The sequence below is a fragment of the Viridibacillus arenosi genome (genome assembly GCF_001955655.1).
Taxonomy (GTDB): domain Bacteria; phylum Bacillota; class Bacilli; order Bacillales_A; family Planococcaceae; genus Viridibacillus; species Viridibacillus arenosi.
Genome location: NZ_MSPW01000004.1, coordinates 330,688 through 347,799, shown reverse-complemented (window position 1 = coordinate 347,799; position 17,112 = coordinate 330,688). Strand labels below are relative to the sequence as shown.

Genomic DNA, 17,112 nt, shown 5'->3' with positions numbered 1-17,112 from the left:
TTATAACCTTCCCTTGGCACGTTTGTAATCTTGTAGTGCTGTTACTGTCGTTTCATACACCCCGTAACCAATCAATTTCCCAATATCTGTTATAGGTCCGGCGTATTCCATAAATGTCCCATTTTGTGTCGCGGCAATTAATAGGCTATCTGTTGATGTACCTGTTGCAATCGTATTGGATATTGGATCCATGATTTCTTCTTGGTGCATTGCTTTTACTTTAGCTTCAGTTGCCGTTATCATGGCTTGCATAAAGGATTCTTCCGTTAGTTTCCCGTTAATAATGACCCAAGTATTAATCGTTCCTATATACGGTTTACTGACTCTTTCATGTGCCCTTGAAACATCTACTGCATTTCCAACACCAGCTGTAACTGCAACAATAATACTTCCGTTTGCATTTGAAAATTCCCTTATAACAACATGCTTCGCTGCAACTGCAGTCATCATGGCCACCGTATTAGATGGCATAAAGTCATGTTTTTTAAGATAACCTTTTAATTCCTCATGTGCATCTTCGCACATATAATTCAAATCAACTGCACGATTGACAAATGACTGGAACCACCCAAAACCAGCATTGTGAACAGCTGAGGAAACGGTTTTCAAAGGAATTTCCGTACGAAGCTCAACAAATTCATCTCTTATATTGAATTGTTCTTTTGTCACTACATATGATTCACGTTCATCAATAGCTGTTGGCATCAGTGTTACTTGTGGCTTTGGCAATTCAGGATGCGGATAACTTGAAACGCGCGTATTATATACCTCTAAAATTTGCTGTTCTTTCAACACTTCATGCGGTTCTCCAATAGCTTTTACATGTCCCATTTCCATTAACAATAGGCGATCACAATAAAGTGAAGCTAAATTCATATCGTGAAAAACAGAAATAACTGTTAAACCATTTTGCACTGCTTCTAGACGAATCATATCTAGCAGTTGTCGTTGATGTGCAATATCTAAATGATTCGTAGGTTCATCTAAAAGTAAGATATCAGCTTGCTGAGCAAGTGCTTGTGCTACAAATGTTCGTTGTTGCTCCCCACCTGATAAAAATTCGAGGTTTGTATGTTCATAGCTATCTACACCCGTTTGCTTCATAGCTTTTTTCACTGCATTTTCATCTTGTTCTGACCATGTCGAAAACCAACTATTTTGATGTGGGTAGCGACCTAAGGCTACCGTCTCACGTACTGAATGCGAAAAGGCATGGGCATGAAGCTGTGGTAAAACAGCCATTTTGCGCGCAAATTCCTTCGGTGAGAAATGTTTTATATTTTGTTCTTCGATAAGTACTTGACCAGTTGTTGATGGCAGGATACCACTAATCACTTTTAATAATGTGGATTTGCCGCTACCATTTGGTCCTAAAACGCCAAGAATTTCGCCTTTTTTCACTGTAAACGAAACATCTTGTACTATTGGCCTGGTGGCATCATAGCCACCAGTAATATTTTCTACAGTAAGCATACTTACGCACCTTTCGTTCTTCTTTGTCGGAAAAAGATATATGAAAATACTGGCGCCCCAATAAGTGCAGTAATGACACCGATTGGTAACTCTGTTGGGGAAATTATCGTACGAGCAAATAAATCACAAACAATTAGTAATGATGCTCCATTTAAAAACGATAAAGGCAGCAAGTGACGATGATCTGCCCCAAATAAAAGTCGTGTCATATGCGGTACAACAAGTCCCACAAAGCCAATTGTTCCAGACACTGCAACTGCAGCACCTGTTAACATAGATCCGCCTATTAATATCAGAATTTTACTTTTCTTCACGTCAACGCCAAGATACTTGGCACGCTCTTCTCCAAATAACATCGCATTTAATTCACGACGGTTTAACCATAATAAAAATGAACCGATGAGTACAAAAGGCCACACCATCTTGACATATGGCCATCCACGCATTGAAACGCTCCCCATCAGCCACCCAATGATTTGCCTTAACTCATCACCTGTTAACGCAATTAACAATGAAATTAATGCACCTAAAAATGAACTAACGATAATCCCTGTTAAAATCAGCGTTTCCATTTTCATAGTTCGATCAACTAATCGTGCAAAAGCCATTACACCCATCATCGCCAATAAGGCCCCTAGCATGCTGAAGGCTGGTAATGTGTATATACCAAAAATAGGGGTCGAAATGCCGAAAAAGAGCGTCACCACAGCACCTACCGAGGCACCAGATGACACTCCTAACGTATACGGATCGGCGAGAGGATTTTTCAGCAATCCTTGGAAAGCAGCGCCCGCAATGGCCAGTGAGGCTCCTACTAACCCTGCAAGCACAACACGCGGCATGCGTATTTTCCACAATATATTCGTCGCTGTTGGATCCGCTGCCGTATTCCATAACGTACTAATTGGTACTTTTACAGATCCAATTGATACACCTAGCCAAATGCTAACAATTAAAATCACAAAGGCTATGGTGTACCCTAAAATGGTTTTCCTCACTCAAAAGCCTCTGGATATACTGCTTTTGCAATGACCTCTAATCCTTCAGCAAGACGAGGACCTGTACGGCTTGTTAAGTTCGCATCAACTTGAACAACTGCATCATTTTTAACAGCTGTGATACTATCAAATCCTTGGCGTTTTTTCACCTTCTCGACAATATTTTTCACATGGTTGTATTTCACAATAATTGTATCTGGATTACGTTTCACAATTTCCTCAGAGTCAATTTGGAACCAGCCTGTTTGATCTGCTGTGACGTTTTTAATATTAGCTAGATCAAACATTTCTTGCATAAATGTATCTTTACCCGCAGTGTAAATATTAGGTTCGTCTGTTGTTTCGACGAATGCTGATTTTTGTTTTACATCTTTCACTTTAACTTGTACTTCTTTTACTTTTGCTTTCATATCATCAGTAATCTTCTTAGCCTCATCTGCTTTACCTGTAATGTGGCCTATTTGTTCAATTGTTTTATACGTTTCATCAAAATTCTCAGCATTTTTTACAACGAAAACTTTCAATCCTGCATCACGTAATTGTTGGAGACCTGCTTCAGAAGTACCTAAAAGTGTTTCGTGTGCAAAAACAACTTCTGGATTTAAGCTAATAATTTTCTCGGCGTTAAATTCCATCCCACCGATTTTTTCTTTTTTCGTTGCCGCTTTAGGATAATCATCATTATCCGATACAGCAATAATTTCTTTTTCTAATCCTAACGCGAAAAGAATTTCTGTGTTACTTGGTACCAATGTAATAATGCTCTTTGGTGCTTCTGTAAATTTCACATCATTGCCAAGTGCATCAGTCTCTGTTAATGGATACCCTGCTACCTGTTGCTCTGTCGCTGATTCACTATTTTCCTTTTTCTTCGTATCTTCCGTTTGGCCACAGCCTACTAATACGCCTAGTGCTAAAACAAACACTAAACAAAATTGCCATATTTTCTTCATTTACATTTCCTCCTTGTTCATAAAAAAATCTCTCGTTTTACGACGAGAGATACGATGACAGTGAATATATACATAGCTGTACTAAAATGCACTTTTACTGACACCATTTCTATCCGCGTAGTTCTAATTGGTGGTCTCCATGTTGGTAGGTCTCCTGGCTCGTGATCACAGCTTGCCGCGCCTTCCCAAAGTGTTATACTTTAGTGACAAATTACGACTTACTCACACATACAGTGGCGGGACCGCGTCGGATTTACACCGACTTCCCTTTTCTCTTTACTGAATCAAAGTAAAGAACCATCATGTTTCACAATATACAATTGTTATTACATCGTGTTCAATTATACAGAAAATTAAATACTTGTCCAAGTTGTTACTAGGCTTGGTGGAACTATTAGCAATAACACATTGTGACATGAATCGATGAAGTCTAGCTATTTTATCTTTAACTAGCGCAATTTTTTTCTTTCATTTGTTCTTTATAAAAACCAAAAGACTATTCCACACTTATTCAGTGAGAAATAGTCTTTTTATAAGTACCTCTTAGATTCACAAGCTTATTCAACCTCAGTAGCTAAAAGGGTATTTCTGTCATTACATTTTCTCAGGTGCTGATACGCCAATAAGTTTTAGTGCGTTGGCGATTGTAGTACGAACTGCTGTAATTAGAGATAAACGTGCTTCTGAGCGATCTTTGTTATCAGCATCTAATACTTTTTCAGCATTGTAGAAGCTGTGGAAAGTTGCTGCTAGTTCTTGAATGTAGTTAGTAATACGGTGTGGTGTGCGATTCTTCGCAGCATCCGCAACAACTTGTGGGAAGTCCCCTACTTTTTTCAAGACATCAATTTCTTTCTCTGCATTAAGAAGATTTAAATGTTCTTCAGATGCTGCTAATCCTTGTTCTTTTGCTTGGCGCAAGATTGAAGAAATACGAGCATGTGCATATTGTGCATAGTAAACAGGGTTTTCATTTGATTGCTTAACAGCTAGGTCAAGGTCAAAGTCCATATGTGAATCACCTGCACGCATTGCAAAGTTATAACGTACTGCGTCTAAGCCAACTTCTTCAACAAGTTCGCGTAAAGTAACCGCGTTACCTGTACGTTTACTCATTTTCACTTTTTCGCCGTCTTTCATTAAGTTCACCATTTGAATGATTTCAACTTCTAATGTGTCACGATCATAACCAAGTGCTTCGATTGCTGCTTTCATACGCGGGATATAGCCATGGTGGTCAGCTCCCCAAATGTTGATAAGTTTAGTGAATCCACGTTGAATTTTATCTTCATGGTATGAAATATCTGGTGTTAAATATGTGTAAGAGCCATCATTTTTTATAAGTACGCGATCTTTATCGTCGCCAAATGTTGTCGAGCGGAACCAAGTAGCGCCTTCTTCTTCAAATACATGACCATTCGCACGAAGTTTTTCTAGAGCCGTTTCAACTTTACCTGATTTATAAAGTGATGTCTCAGAATACCAAACGTCAAAGTCTACACGGAAGTTTGCTAAGTCTTTTTGTAATTTACCAAGCTCTAATTTCAAGCCATGCTCACGGAAAAATTCAAAGCGCTCTTCATCTGATTTACTTAGAATCGAATCACCAAACTCAGCAGCTAATTTACCTGCGATATCGATAATATCTTGACCATGATAACCGTCTTCAGGCATAGAAGCATCTAAGCCTAACGATTGTTTGTAGCGAGCTTCTAAAGATGCTGCTAAATTATTGATTTGATTACCTGCATCATTGATGTAGTATTCACGTGAGACATCATATCCTGCAAAGTCTAGAACGTTACATAATGAATCCCCTACAGATGCTCCTCGGGCATGTCCTAAATGAAGGTCACCAGTTGGGTTAGCTGATACAAATTCAACTTGTACTTTTTCATTAGCGCCAGCTTGTGAACGTCCATATTCTGTACCTTGCGCTAAAACAGTTGTGATTACTTCTGCCAAATAGTCTTTGCGTAGCACAATATTCATAAAACCAGGACCTGCGATGTCGATCTTCTCAATAGCAGTACCTGTAGTATCAAGGTTTTCAATAATAGATTCAGCGATTGCACGAGGTGGTTTTTTCGCTAATTTTGTAAGTTGCATAGCAATATTAGTTGCATAGTCGCCATTCGTCTTATCCTTTGGTGTTTCTAAGTGTATATTCAATGTTGATGTATCTTCTAAAAGACCTGCTTTTGATACTGCTGCAAGAAGCGCTTCTTTAATCGCGTGTTGCACTTGTTCTACTGCGTTCATTATTTTCCCTCCGAGTAATTAATTTCTAAAGTATAATCGCCTACTGATTGTCCACCAATGATTAAATCATAGTTTAAATAAAATCGTCCGCTCATTTTACTGTCATGCGGCTCGAATAGCATGTCCTTCGTATACGTCACGATTGGTAATGCACCGAATTCACTATCATAATGGCCGTTTTGTTCATGATTAAGTAAAAATGGCATACGCATTTTCACATCACCATTTCGAAGAATAACTGCCTCATTATTACCGAATTTTAAAGTTGAACGAATATGTTTATCTTCTTGAACTTCTTCATATTGTAAGTACGTTTGGTCCCTTTTTTGAACTATCGTACCTTCTGACCAAAGCTCATAAGTTTCAGCTGCTTCTGCTTCAGATTGTCGAATTGTCGTTTTTAACTTTAATTTTACGGGTGCTTTAAGTTCACTAGTCATACTTATGGGCCTCCGTTCCATTCTTTATATAACCTTCTTATTATAGGTTAGATTCGCTTGTTTTTTCAAGGTGTAAGTAAATTTAGGACAAACAGTGAATTCTTTAAAATCACACGCTCGAACTACCTTTTGTCGTTTTATAGCGAATGCATAATTATTTTCATTTTCCTTGTAAAATTGGATGTTATAATGGAGGGATAAAATGGTAGGAGAGAATCTATATGTTGCTCGAATTAGTCATTAATTTTTCGATATTATTTACTTTTGTTATATTTTCATATTGGTTATACGAGTCTTTAGAACCTTATCAAGATAGTTTTATTGAGCTGCAACCTTGGATTGTCGGTCTTGTAGCTGGACTTACCGGTTTACTTTTGATGGGCACGGCTGTACATTACCAAAATGATATTATTAGTGATGGTCGTTTTATTAGTATCTTACTCAGTGGATTGCTCGGAGGTCCAATTGCTATCGCTCTGTCCTCTCTCATCATTGGGATTTTTCGAATTTATGTGTTTGGATTGTCAGAAACATCTATTTTTGCAGGATTAAATATTTTAGTAATTGGTGGCGTTATCACATTTATTTCAATAAAAAAACCAATTACATTCCGCAATATCTATTTCTATTTCACTTATATCGTTTTCCAAGTTTGCATTGTTTTCTATATTCTTTCAGATACTTGGACACATGGCTTACAAAATGTTATTCAAACTGCACTTTTTTATATTTTGTCATTTTACATAACTTTACTTGTATTAAAATCAATTCGAAATCAATTTAATCGTATGCGAGAAACTGAAAAAATGGCAGAAACAGATTATTTAACTGGACTGCCGAATAACCGACGCTTCCAGCAAATAATAGATGATTTACTCTCTAATAATGTCCCCTTTTCATTGATATTAATTGATATTGACTCTTTTAAAAAAGTTAATAAAACGTATGGTCATCCTGTTGGTGATGAAATCTTACAACAAATTGGTACACAGTTAAAAAACTATGTGAAAACGATTGATGCAGAAGCTGCTAGAATTAGTGGTGAAGAATTTTATATTGTTTGCAAAGATGCTCCGCCTGCTTATGGAATACATTATGCAAATTTAATTCAATCACAAATTGCCAAAACGCCACTCGTTGTGTCCTCTGGTCATGTAATTCCTATTACGGTTTCCATCGGTATTTGTTCATATCCTGACAATGGTAATACGTCAAAGGATCTCGCATTTTCGGCAGATAAAGCCATCATGCAAGCTATAGAAAGAGGTTCAAATCAACTCGTTCACTTTAATCAATTAAATAATTAGAAATATTTTTAAAAAACGCTAAGAGAATTCACCATTATCTTAGCGTTTTTTGTTGCTGTCAAATAATTACCAAATTCATCCTTTTTAATTTTTTTCGTCCGTTTATTTTACATATAATCATCACATACTATCGCTAAATTGGTGGAACGGAGCTGTTCTTATGAATCGAGCAGACTATTGGCGAAAAAGAAGGGTGAATAAGCGATGGAAACGTACTCTTATGTGGAGTGTCGTAGGTATTTCAGCTGTTTTAACAGTATTGCTGTCACTCAGAATATACGCACAAATTGCGGGTGCGCCTTCTCTCGCTGTTCCGAAGGCAACCGTTTTTTTAGATACGGATGGACATCGAGCTGGCGATAAATTTTCTATGGAACGTCGCTACTGGGTAAACCTAGATGAAATTTCACCTTTTGTTGCACAAGCACTTATTGCAACGGAGGACAAAGATTTCTATTCGCATAACGGTTTTGATTACACCCGTATTGCAGGTGCATTATTGAAAGATGTTAAGGCAATGCGCAAAGTTGAAGGAGCGAGTACAATTACGCAGCAGTATGCTCGTAATTTGTATTTAACGCATGAGAAATCATGGTTAAGGAAAGCAAATGAGGCACTCTATGCATACCGTTTAGAAGTCTTTTATGATAAGGATAAGATTTTGGAAGGCTATTTAAATACTGTTTACTTTGGACATGGTATGTACGGTATAGAAGCTGCAAGTAGATTTTATTTTGGGAAATCAGCAAAAGATTTAACACTTTCTGAAGCTGCTTTACTAGTTGGAATTCCAAAAGGACCAGGCATTTATTCCCCTGCAGTAAATAAGGAAAAATCAATAGGTCGTCAACAATTAATATTAAGTTTGATGTCTAACCAAAATGTTATTTCTGAAGAACAATCAGAACGAGCTAAGAAGGAGACTCTTGATTTTAAATATGAGGAATGGGAAAATTCGAAATCACTAGCACCATACTTTTTAGATACAGCTTGGCAGGAAGCAAAAGATATACTGACTGAGAAAGGTCGTCGCTTTGAAGAAGGTGGTTGGGTAATCAAAACAACATTGAATACTTCCCATCAAAAAGCTGCTGAGGAAGCTGTTGAAAAATCGTTACCAAATAATGAACTAGAAGTTGGCTTCGTTAGTATGGATCCTTCTACAGGTTATGTTACTGCTCTAGTTGGAGGACGACATTATTTAACAAGTACATTCAATAGGGTAACACAAGCAAAAAGGCAACCTGGATCTGCTATTAAGCCATTTTTGTATAGTGCTGCACTAGAAAAAGGTTATACTCCTTTAACGTTTATGGATACTAGCCCTACCATTTTCACTTATGATGATGGACGCTCTAAGTACGAACCCAAAAATGTAAACGGCGAATTCGCGGATCATCCAATGTCATTGGCACAGGCAATTGCTATATCGGATAATATCTACGCAGTCAAGACGTTTGAAACAATCGGCTATAAGGCATTCAGCAGTGTACTGGAGCGATTTAATATTCAAAGTAAATTACAAAATTCACCAGCAGTAGCTCTTGGTACTTCTGAAGTAAGCTTAATGAATTTAACTTCCGCATATAATACATTAGCGGCAAAAGGTGTTCAAAAGAAACCAACGACTATTATTTCGATTACAGATGCAAACGGGAAAGTTATTTATAAAGCAGAAAAGAAACAAAAAAAGAAACAAGTAATTAATTCAGATGACGCATTTTTAATCACACAGTTGATGACTGGTATGTTCGATCCAGTCTTTAATGATTACGCACCGGCAACCGGGATTTCAATTCGCAACAAACAAACCAGACCTTATGCAGCAAAATCCGGTACAACTTTAACCGATCAAATGATGGTTGGTTTTACCCCTTCTTTAACTGCTGGTGTTTGGAACGGTTATGATAAAGGAAAACAAATGACAAGTGCAGAAGATTCACGTGCTACAAAACAAATTTGGATTGATTTTATGGAAAAAGTACATGAAGGACTTCCTAGTGAGCCATTTATGGCACCCGATAATATTGAAGGCGTAATTGTCGATGTTAAAACAGGCGGTATCGCAACATCAAGTTGTGATAAACAACGACTTGTCTATATGAAAAAGAAGGATGTTCCAAAAAAGCTATGTACTGATCCAAGCATTGTTAGTGATTTAACGAAAAAGGACGAAACATCTTGGAGTCTGTTTCCTTTTTCATTATTTGAATAAATAAAAAAGCTTCATCTTCTAAGGAGTCCGTTATCCTTAGGAAGATGAAGCTTTTTGGTTCTCGAAAATATGAGTTACATGGGGCATTCGGCTTGGGTTTGTCAAAATGCCACTTGTCACTCATTTGAAATCGGTTACCAGATGTCCTAGCTTACTTTCGTAAGTTGTAGTTAAAGTGTACTTCCTTTCAATGACAGTTTCAACCATGTATTGAAACCGCTTTACAAATGTCACATTTTGTTCAATTATTTTCAAAATTTTAGAAGGCCAATTCTTTACGTAATTGTTCTGAACTTAAAGACCACATTTTCTCGTTAAAGCCGTGTAAAAACTCACCTAGCACTCGTTTTGACTCTGCATCCATATGCTCTATAATGATATGACGCTTCATCGATTTATCCATTTTATTGACATGGTCTGCTAAAATTTTATAACCACGACGTTTTTCCCTATTGACAACCATTTCACAAGCCGTTATACCAGCGAAGTAAGCTCCGCCTTCTTTGTGATCGATAGTCACCCATACTAACCAATATGGCTTACCGCCTGCTGAATCTTCTCGATTCGTTGTAAATTTAATACCTCTTTCAACATCACTACGTGCATGCATAGCCCCTACTTCTACAGTGGCTTTTTTTTCTTCAATATCGATGATGACTGGTGATACATTCTCAAGCGTTAAAGAACCTACGCCAAATCCTTTATGTCCGTCTGTTGGATCGTTTTTAATAATCGTAAAGCCTAATTTTTGTTTTGGTTTTTCTTCATTATTCATTCGCAAAATCCCTCCGTTCTGTTATTATAACGAATATACACTATATTTTATATGAGGAGGACTCTTTATGCCTATAGTAACAATAAAAATGATTGAAGGTCGCACAGACGATCAAAAACGTGATTTGGTTGAAAAGGTAACAGCTGCAATTTCCGAATCTGTAGATGCACCAAAAGAAAACATTTCAATTATCATCGAAGAAATGCAAAAATCACACTTCGCTATTGGTGGCGTACGTAAGAGCGACCTTTAATAATATACTTTTTTCAAATAGAGCCGTCTCTTTCTAGGGATGGCTTTTTTATATAAAAAATCCCCACTATTGGGGATTTTCTTACTGAATCGATACTGTTGAAAGTTGTGCTATAAATTCAAAGGCATCTGTCAGCTCTTCTTCTGTAAAGTTCAACTTCCCTTTTACCACATGTACCTTTTCAATTTGCTCTTCTTTTGTGAGTTCATCAAAATATAGTAACGTTGAAACAAGCTCTAGAAAACGTGCACTTCTATCATTCATCATATTGATCACTTCTGGTAACTTGTCATGTTGCTTACCTAGCATGGTAGAAAAACTTGTCCCTTCAGCAGTAACCGCATATCGGTATTGTACATATGATCCCTTATCCTCTTTTTCTTCTGTTAAAAAACCCATATTACAAAGCTCTTCAATTCGTAAAGTTAGCTCTTCTGAGTAAGGGCCATATATATGAAATTGGTATTTTTCTTGGAATGGAAACCGCATTTTCTTTGCTATATAGACCATCTTTTGTAATTTTTTACGACCAGTGACTTGACCTGCTAATGACACAAATTGTACGACTTTTGCGTGTTCTTCTAGCACTTTTAAATCTCCTTCCGGGAGGTTATTAACCTTTTAATATTTCTAATATTTGTTTTCTGAGTATTTTTTTCTTACCGTTCTCTAGTAAAATATCTTCTGGAAAGTATAATTTATGATCCGTTCGGCGTTTTCCGGATATGGCATCTACAATATCAGATGATCTAGATAATTCACGGATTTCGTCATTTGGCATTAATAGATGAATCGGTAACCTTTCCTCTTCTTCACCCGGACGATAAAAATCATATGGTAAATCTGAAGATGAATCTAAAACTAAGTAGTACTGCGGATCAATACCAGCTTTGCGGAATAGATTCTCAAGTTCACGCAGTTTTTGATAATCTTTGGCAGGGTCAATCTCCACATAATTAAACAATTTTCGGTTCACAAAACGTCTGCTTAAATCGCTTAAAATAGGATCCGCCTCACGCATCCATAGTTGGAAATATGTCAACAAAATACTTTCATCCAAAGCTAGATAATCTTCAAGTTCAATATTTCTATCGAAAAATGCTTGAAAATGCGTAGGTTCATGTAAGAATGAATAACCTGTTTCACTTAATGCTTTCGCACGATGTAGAATTTTTGTCAAAATTACTTCCGCACTCCGTGATACAGGATGAAAATAAACCTGCCAATACATTTGATAACGACTCATAATATAATCTTCTACTGCATGCATACCACTTGATTTGATGACCACTTGATCCTCTCGTGGACGCATCACGCGCAATATACGTTCCATATCAAAGTGACCATAACTGACCCCAGTATAATAAGCATCTCGTTGTAAGTAATCCATACGATCAGCATCGATTTGACTTGAAATCATACTGACAACTTGTTTATTTCCATACGTTTTTGCAATAACATTCGATACTTTTAATGGGAAATCAGACGCAACGCGACTGAGTACTTGATTGACTTCAGTATCTCCCATAATAATATGGCGTGTGAATTCCTCATGGTCCAAGTCAAAAACATGTTCAAAAGCATGTGAAAAAGGTCCATGTCCCAAGTCGTGCAATAATGCAGCACAAAGTACGACAAGCCGTTCACTTTCATCCCATTCTGGTCTACCCTTGAACACATCATCGACCATCCGGCGGACAATTTCATAAACACCAAGCGAATGATTAAATCGACTATGCTCTGCACCATGGAACACTAAATAAGTCGTACCGAGTTGCTTAATACGGCGTAATCTCTGAAATTCTCTTGTTCCAATTAAATCCCAAATCACCTGATCTCGCACATGTACATAGCGATGGACTGGGTCCTTAAATACTTTTTCTTCTTCTAACTTTGCTGTTGCGTAACTCATAAGGCACCCCACTTCCGCTGTTTGTATTGATTTGTTGAAAATGTATAACGAATTATTAAAAACTAATTGAAATAATTACAGGAACTCTATTGATGACCATCAAACTTATTAATTAGCAGCTACTTGGGTTATAAAAACAAAGTATACTTGCTTATACATAAAATACTTGTAGTAAAGTACACTCAAATCATTATTGAATTCACCATTCTACTACAACTTTAATTACAAGTATAAATGAAAAAACCACCTTTCGGAAAGGCGGCTAAAGTCTGACTTCAAGCTAGGAACTTAGTAAGTTTATGAACTAACTTCTTCTTTAATCAGCCTAAAGTTTGTTGCTCTAATTACTATAATGATTGTCATATCAACATACTAATCGTCTTTTATAGACGATTTTGTGATTTTAATTTGGCGCGTACTTTTTCCATTAATTCCTCTTCCGTTAATGCAGCACAAGGACGATTATTTACGAATGCGAATGTTTTCTTTCGTCCAGGACCACAATATGACTGACATGCGATATCGACTGAAGCATCAGCATCGATTTCTTTTAATTTCGGGATTAATGTTTTTAAATTAACGGCCTGACATTCATCGCAAACTCGGAATTCGTTTGCCATCTGTCTACAACCCTTTCTATATTTGAATCTGAAGTCTAACAGTCATTGTATCGTATTTATAGCCGTTCCTTCAAGCTTATAATAGGCCATTGTCTCATAGCATTCTCTTTTCTTTTCGTTACAAAAGCCTTTATCACAACATCTAGCATAATATTTTGCAAGTTTGTGAATAAAAAATAGAGAAAGTGACCACGCTGAGACTATCAACATTATAGGAGGTTATAAAATGGTAAAAGTGAGACAAGATGCTTGGTTAAAAGAAAACGATGAATTATTAGCAGAAGCAGTTATTCGACATGTTAAAGAAGGAAGTACACAATTAAATGCCTTTGAAGAAGCGGGAGATGCCCTAAATCGTACTGCAGCAGCATGTGGATTCCGTTGGAATGCGGTCGTTCGCAAAATCTATGAAAATGAATTAGCAGGAGCTAAAAAGGAGCGCAAGGAGCGGATGCGTGTATTCGGACAAACCGTGCGTCGCCGAAATACAGGAATCTACGTCCTACCTACTAGTGGAAATAGTGAGAGTAATGGTGTCACTGAGCAACAACGTTCTATTCCACTATCATCGCTATCACTTGATGTTGTCATAGCTTATTTAATGCGCTTACAACATATGGGTAGTGGCAATGATTCTGAGACTACAAGATGGCGTCATTTGGCTAATGTGGCTAATGATAAGGTATCTCGCTTAGAAGCTGAACTTAACAAGCTAGAGAAGGAGAATCGCCACATGCGCAAAGATTATGAGCAATTTGCTCAAATTATGAATCGCGCTCGTCGAATGATAACACTAGATGAAGAGGAAGAGCATATCGCTCCCGTCTTCACTATGGAACGCAACGGGAATTTAGTTGTTAAAGAACCGCCTACAAATTAATAGGGTTAATGAGAGGGTAGTATTTCACTAAGAGATTTTATCGCTACTCTTCTACTTCCTATACTCATCTTTTTTAATCCAATACTAAAACCCGGCCCGCTTGCGAGTCGGGTTAATTTTTTCTCTGTTATTCACTTAACATCTTTTTATTACGTTCAAACACGCGATTCAAATAGAAACTATAAAGTTCCATTTCTTCTTGCTGTAATGAACCTATTTTTAGTTCATCACTAAGTTCCATTAATAATTTTTGTAAATCTATAACGGTTTGTTGAACTGTCAACTTTTCATTTAAAAGTTCGGATAAGGAAGCCATAACTTCTGGACGTATTTGTGGATATTCAAATTTTGTCTGCTCATCCTGCAGGCCTATTTTATAAAAATCTCTTATTAAACTGGCACGCTCTGCTCCATTGCCTTCTATGCATAGATAGATTTGGACGGCGATACCTTGACGCAATCTACGTTGTGAGATGCCTGCGAACTTCTTTCCACCTATACTTAAATCATAAGAACCTGGGCAGTATGAACCGATGATTTCATACGCTTCAATATGTTCTGCAGCTTTTGGAAATAATGCTTTGATGAGTTCTAACATCACTTCATAACCTGTATTAATATCGATTTTTGAATGCTGTTCAGACAGCACGATGGAAATATTCAAAACACCTGAATCTAACACAACTGCAAGCCCACCTGAGTTACGAACAATTGGTGTGAAACCTTTTACCTCCAAAAAATTCATACCTTCTGCAATATGTGGCAAACGATGGTCCTGAATGCCAAGTACAACTGAACGATCATGCACCCAGGTGCGGACTGTTGCTGGTGAGATGTCTTGGCCAACTAAATGGCACAATGTATCATCAGCGGCAAATGATTCTAATGGTGAGTGTCCAATACCACTCACGGATTGATCCCAAAAACGCCATGTTTTTTGCTGTAAGTATGTTAACATTTTTATTCTCCTGGACTATAATGTTTTCTTCACTAGCATACACGAATCGGTCAATTTTCTCATGTCAAATTCGTGACTTTCAAACAATAGAGAGACTTATTTTCTTTATTTATGCTAAACTAATGCAGAATGATTCTCACTAAAAGGAGTGTCCATACACAATGATTGAAGCAGCACAAACATTAGATGGTTGGTACGTATTACATGATTTCCGCTCAATTGACTGGGCTTCTTGGAAACTAGTTTCTGAAGAAGAGCGTCAAGCAGCGGTTGAAGAATTCATTAAATATCTAGAAAAAATTAACGAAGCTGACATTGCGAAAACAGGGAGCCATGCTTTCTACTCAATCGTAGGTCAAAAAGCAGATTTCGTACTTATGACATTACGCGAAACAATGGAAGAATTACAAGAGATTGAAACCGAATTCAACAAGTTAGCAATTGCTGATTTCACAATTCCTTCTTTCTCTTATGTTTCAGTAGTTGAGCTTTCAAACTACCTTGCTGGAAAAGACTCTGACGAAGATCCGTACCAAAATCCACATGTACGCTCTCGTTTATATCCTGAATTACCTCGTTGGAATCATATTTGTTTCTATCCAATGGATAAACGACGTCAAAAAGGCGCTAACTGGTATATGCTACCAATGGACGAGCGTAAAGAATTAATGCGCAGTCACGGTTTAATCGGCCGTAGCTATGCAGGTAAAGTTAAACAAATCATCTCAGGTTCTGTCGGTTTTGACGATCATGAATGGGGCGTTACTCTATTTGCTGAAGACGTATTGCAATTCAAAAAACTAATTTATGAGATGCGTTTTGATGAAGTAAGTGCTCGTTATGCAGAGTTCGGCGCATTCTTCGTTGGTAATATTTTGGACAACGAAAAATTAGTGAAATTCCTAACAGTTTAATTTTTTATCTTTAAATGAAAGCTCTTTATTTTATTGAGCTTTCTTTTTTTACGTTCATATGTGTCTTTTCACTTGAAACCTTTAAATGTACACTTTATTAAAACCTAAAATTTGGTGGATACGATATGCTGAGCTATAGATAATATGGATTGTTGAATTAACATAATTTGGCAGGAATGACTGGAGTATGCTTGTCATGTGAATTGCATTCTTATTCTAGTCATTGGACCAAAATGTCGAATGGCCAACAGTCTTCCACAGTAGAACAAATAAAACAGCAAGCTCTTTAAATTGAATCGAAAGAGTTTGCTGTTTTGTGTGTCTCTTTACTTAATAGACATTATTTTTTCAGAAAACGTTTTATGCATATCGAACATTAAATTCTGCTAATTTCTCAATAATTTGCTGTTCAACATTAACATCATTTGTAATAGCTTCATCAGAATATGGAGCGAGTATCTCATGATGGCCTATCATAACAGCATGATGGGCATGTTCGAACATAGAGATATCATTAGTATCATTCCCAAATGCAATATAACTACCAGAAGAAATATTCAGTTGCTTCAAGGCACTCCATTTATGAATACCTGTTGGACTAATATCCAATATCCCCTCATCTCTATGTAAATGAATGATAACATCTAGTTGTTTCAAATCTTCATGAAGGGCTTCCATATTACACGAGGTCAGAATAAGTATTTTAATAATCGAACTTAGTTTTTCAAGCGGTTTCTTTTCTGCTAAATTATGAGGATTAAGATTATTTAATATCGGGTGATCTGCAGGTCCTGTATAAGCATAATCCCAGTCGCCATCAATTAAATACGTAGCTTGATATTTTTCTAATAATGCCTTTAACTTAACTAATATTGTTGGGCTAAATCGAGCTACTTGTTTAATATTTCCATTCTGACATATAAGTGAGCCATTCCCACCTATCATTTTATACCCATGAAATCTTTTATGCAGTACAGGCAATAAATCGCGTATCGGGCGTGCGGATGCAAAAACGACTTCATGTCCACTTGCTGTAAGTTGCTCTAAGCTTTGAAGTATAGGTTCTGTGACTGGTTGGCCTTTAAAACAAATCGTCCCATCCAAATCGAAAACAAAATGCATGTATGACACTTCTTTCTGTGAGGTTTCGTG

Annotated in this window: 16 protein-coding genes and 1 riboswitch; of the genes, 5 read left to right on the top strand and 11 right to left on the bottom strand. The window is 37.0% G+C overall.

Features of this window, described 5'->3' with window-relative positions; translation table 11 throughout:
* The 5 genes from BK137_RS10440 to BK137_RS10420 form a co-directional block, all read right to left on the bottom strand.
* Positions 1 to 1,473: an adenosylcobinamide amidohydrolase gene (locus BK137_RS10440; RefSeq protein WP_038180116.1), complete on the bottom strand. Its 1,473-nt coding sequence runs from the start codon at positions 1,471 to 1,473 to the stop codon at positions 1 to 3.
* A 2-nt stretch (positions 1,474 to 1,475) separates the two neighbouring features.
* A complete protein-coding gene (locus BK137_RS10435) occupies positions 1,476 to 2,459 on the bottom strand; it encodes a FecCD family ABC transporter permease (RefSeq protein ID WP_038180875.1) in 984 nt (327 codons plus the stop codon).
* An 8-nt stretch (positions 2,460 to 2,467) separates the two neighbouring features.
* Complete coding sequence (locus BK137_RS10430) at positions 2,468 to 3,424, bottom strand: helical backbone metal receptor (protein WP_038180118.1); 957 nt, start codon at positions 3,422 to 3,424, stop codon at positions 2,468 to 2,470.
* A 127-nt stretch (positions 3,425 to 3,551) separates the two neighbouring features.
* A riboswitch (cobalamin riboswitch) is annotated at positions 3,552 to 3,741 on the bottom strand.
* Positions 3,742 to 4,018: 277 nt separating this feature from the next.
* Positions 4,019 to 5,686, bottom strand: a complete 1,668-nt coding sequence (gene argS, locus BK137_RS10425) for an arginine--tRNA ligase (protein ID WP_038180121.1) — start codon at positions 5,684 to 5,686, stop codon at positions 4,019 to 4,021.
* Positions 5,686 to 6,126, bottom strand: coding sequence for a YwiB family protein (locus BK137_RS10420; RefSeq protein ID WP_038180124.1), 441 nt, complete (start codon positions 6,124 to 6,126; stop codon positions 5,686 to 5,688). Before BK137_RS10420 ends, argS begins: the two co-directional genes overlap by 1 nt.
* 221 nt (positions 6,127 to 6,347) lie before the next feature.
* On the opposite strand from BK137_RS10420, the gene BK137_RS10415 reads away from it, so the two are divergent.
* Both BK137_RS10415 and BK137_RS10410 read left to right on the top strand, forming a co-directional pair.
* Positions 6,348 to 7,433 carry a GGDEF domain-containing protein gene (locus BK137_RS10415; protein WP_038180126.1) on the top strand — a complete coding sequence of 362 codons (1,086 nt, stop codon included), beginning with the start codon at positions 6,348 to 6,350 and terminating at the stop codon, positions 7,431 to 7,433.
* A 160-nt stretch (positions 7,434 to 7,593) separates the two neighbouring features.
* Positions 7,594 to 9,648 carry a transglycosylase domain-containing protein gene (locus BK137_RS10410; protein WP_038180130.1) on the top strand — a complete coding sequence of 685 codons (2,055 nt, stop codon included), beginning with the start codon at positions 7,594 to 7,596 and terminating at the stop codon, positions 9,646 to 9,648.
* Between the two features lie 259 nt (positions 9,649 to 9,907).
* Here BK137_RS10410 and BK137_RS10405 read toward each other — a convergent pair whose 3' ends face one another.
* Positions 9,908 to 10,423 (bottom strand): YwhD family protein, encoded by a 516-nt coding sequence (locus BK137_RS10405; protein WP_038180131.1) that lies wholly within the window; start codon positions 10,421 to 10,423, stop codon positions 9,908 to 9,910.
* A gap of 67 nt (positions 10,424 to 10,490) precedes the next feature.
* Here BK137_RS10405 and BK137_RS10400 point away from each other — a divergent pair, with 67 nt between their 5' ends.
* On the top strand, positions 10,491 to 10,676 hold the full coding sequence (locus BK137_RS10400; RefSeq protein ID WP_038180134.1) for a 2-hydroxymuconate tautomerase: 186 nt from the start codon (positions 10,491 to 10,493) through the stop codon (positions 10,674 to 10,676).
* 81 nt (positions 10,677 to 10,757) lie between these two features.
* Here the strand turns inward: BK137_RS10400 and BK137_RS10395 are convergent, their stop codons facing one another.
* The 3 genes from BK137_RS10395 to BK137_RS10385 form a co-directional block, all read right to left on the bottom strand.
* On the bottom strand, positions 10,758 to 11,264 hold the full coding sequence (locus tag BK137_RS10395) for a YwgA family protein (RefSeq protein ID WP_038180136.1): 507 nt from the start codon (positions 11,262 to 11,264) through the stop codon (positions 10,758 to 10,760).
* A gap of 25 nt (positions 11,265 to 11,289) precedes the next feature.
* Positions 11,290 to 12,588 carry an HD domain-containing protein gene (locus BK137_RS10390; RefSeq protein WP_038180138.1) on the bottom strand — a complete coding sequence of 433 codons (1,299 nt, stop codon included), beginning with the start codon at positions 12,586 to 12,588 and terminating at the stop codon, positions 11,290 to 11,292.
* Between the two features lie 383 nt (positions 12,589 to 12,971).
* The gene (locus BK137_RS10385; RefSeq protein WP_038180139.1) at positions 12,972 to 13,208 is read right to left on the bottom strand and encodes a YuzB family protein; all 237 of its coding nucleotides are present in this window, start codon (positions 13,206 to 13,208) and stop codon (positions 12,972 to 12,974) included.
* 226 nt (positions 13,209 to 13,434) lie between these two features.
* Here BK137_RS10385 and BK137_RS10380 point away from each other — a divergent pair, with 226 nt between their 5' ends.
* Positions 13,435 to 14,088 (top strand): RsfA family transcriptional regulator, encoded by a 654-nt coding sequence (locus BK137_RS10380; protein WP_038180141.1) that lies wholly within the window; start codon positions 13,435 to 13,437, stop codon positions 14,086 to 14,088.
* A 127-nt stretch (positions 14,089 to 14,215) separates the two neighbouring features.
* On the opposite strand, the gene lipL is transcribed toward BK137_RS10380, so the two are convergent.
* On the bottom strand, positions 14,216 to 15,046 hold the full coding sequence (lipL, locus tag BK137_RS10375; protein WP_038180143.1) for an octanoyl-[GcvH]:protein N-octanoyltransferase: 831 nt from the start codon (positions 15,044 to 15,046) through the stop codon (positions 14,216 to 14,218).
* 161 nt (positions 15,047 to 15,207) lie between these two features.
* On the opposite strand from lipL, the gene hemQ reads away from it, so the two are divergent.
* On the top strand, positions 15,208 to 15,960 hold the full coding sequence (gene hemQ, locus BK137_RS10370; protein WP_038180145.1) for a hydrogen peroxide-dependent heme synthase: 753 nt from the start codon (positions 15,208 to 15,210) through the stop codon (positions 15,958 to 15,960).
* 360 nt (positions 15,961 to 16,320) lie between these two features.
* Here hemQ and BK137_RS10365 read toward each other — a convergent pair whose 3' ends face one another.
* Positions 16,321 to 17,082 (bottom strand): HAD-IIB family hydrolase, encoded by a 762-nt coding sequence (locus BK137_RS10365; protein WP_038180154.1) that lies wholly within the window; start codon positions 17,080 to 17,082, stop codon positions 16,321 to 16,323.
* Positions 17,083 to 17,112 lie beyond the last annotated feature (30 nt).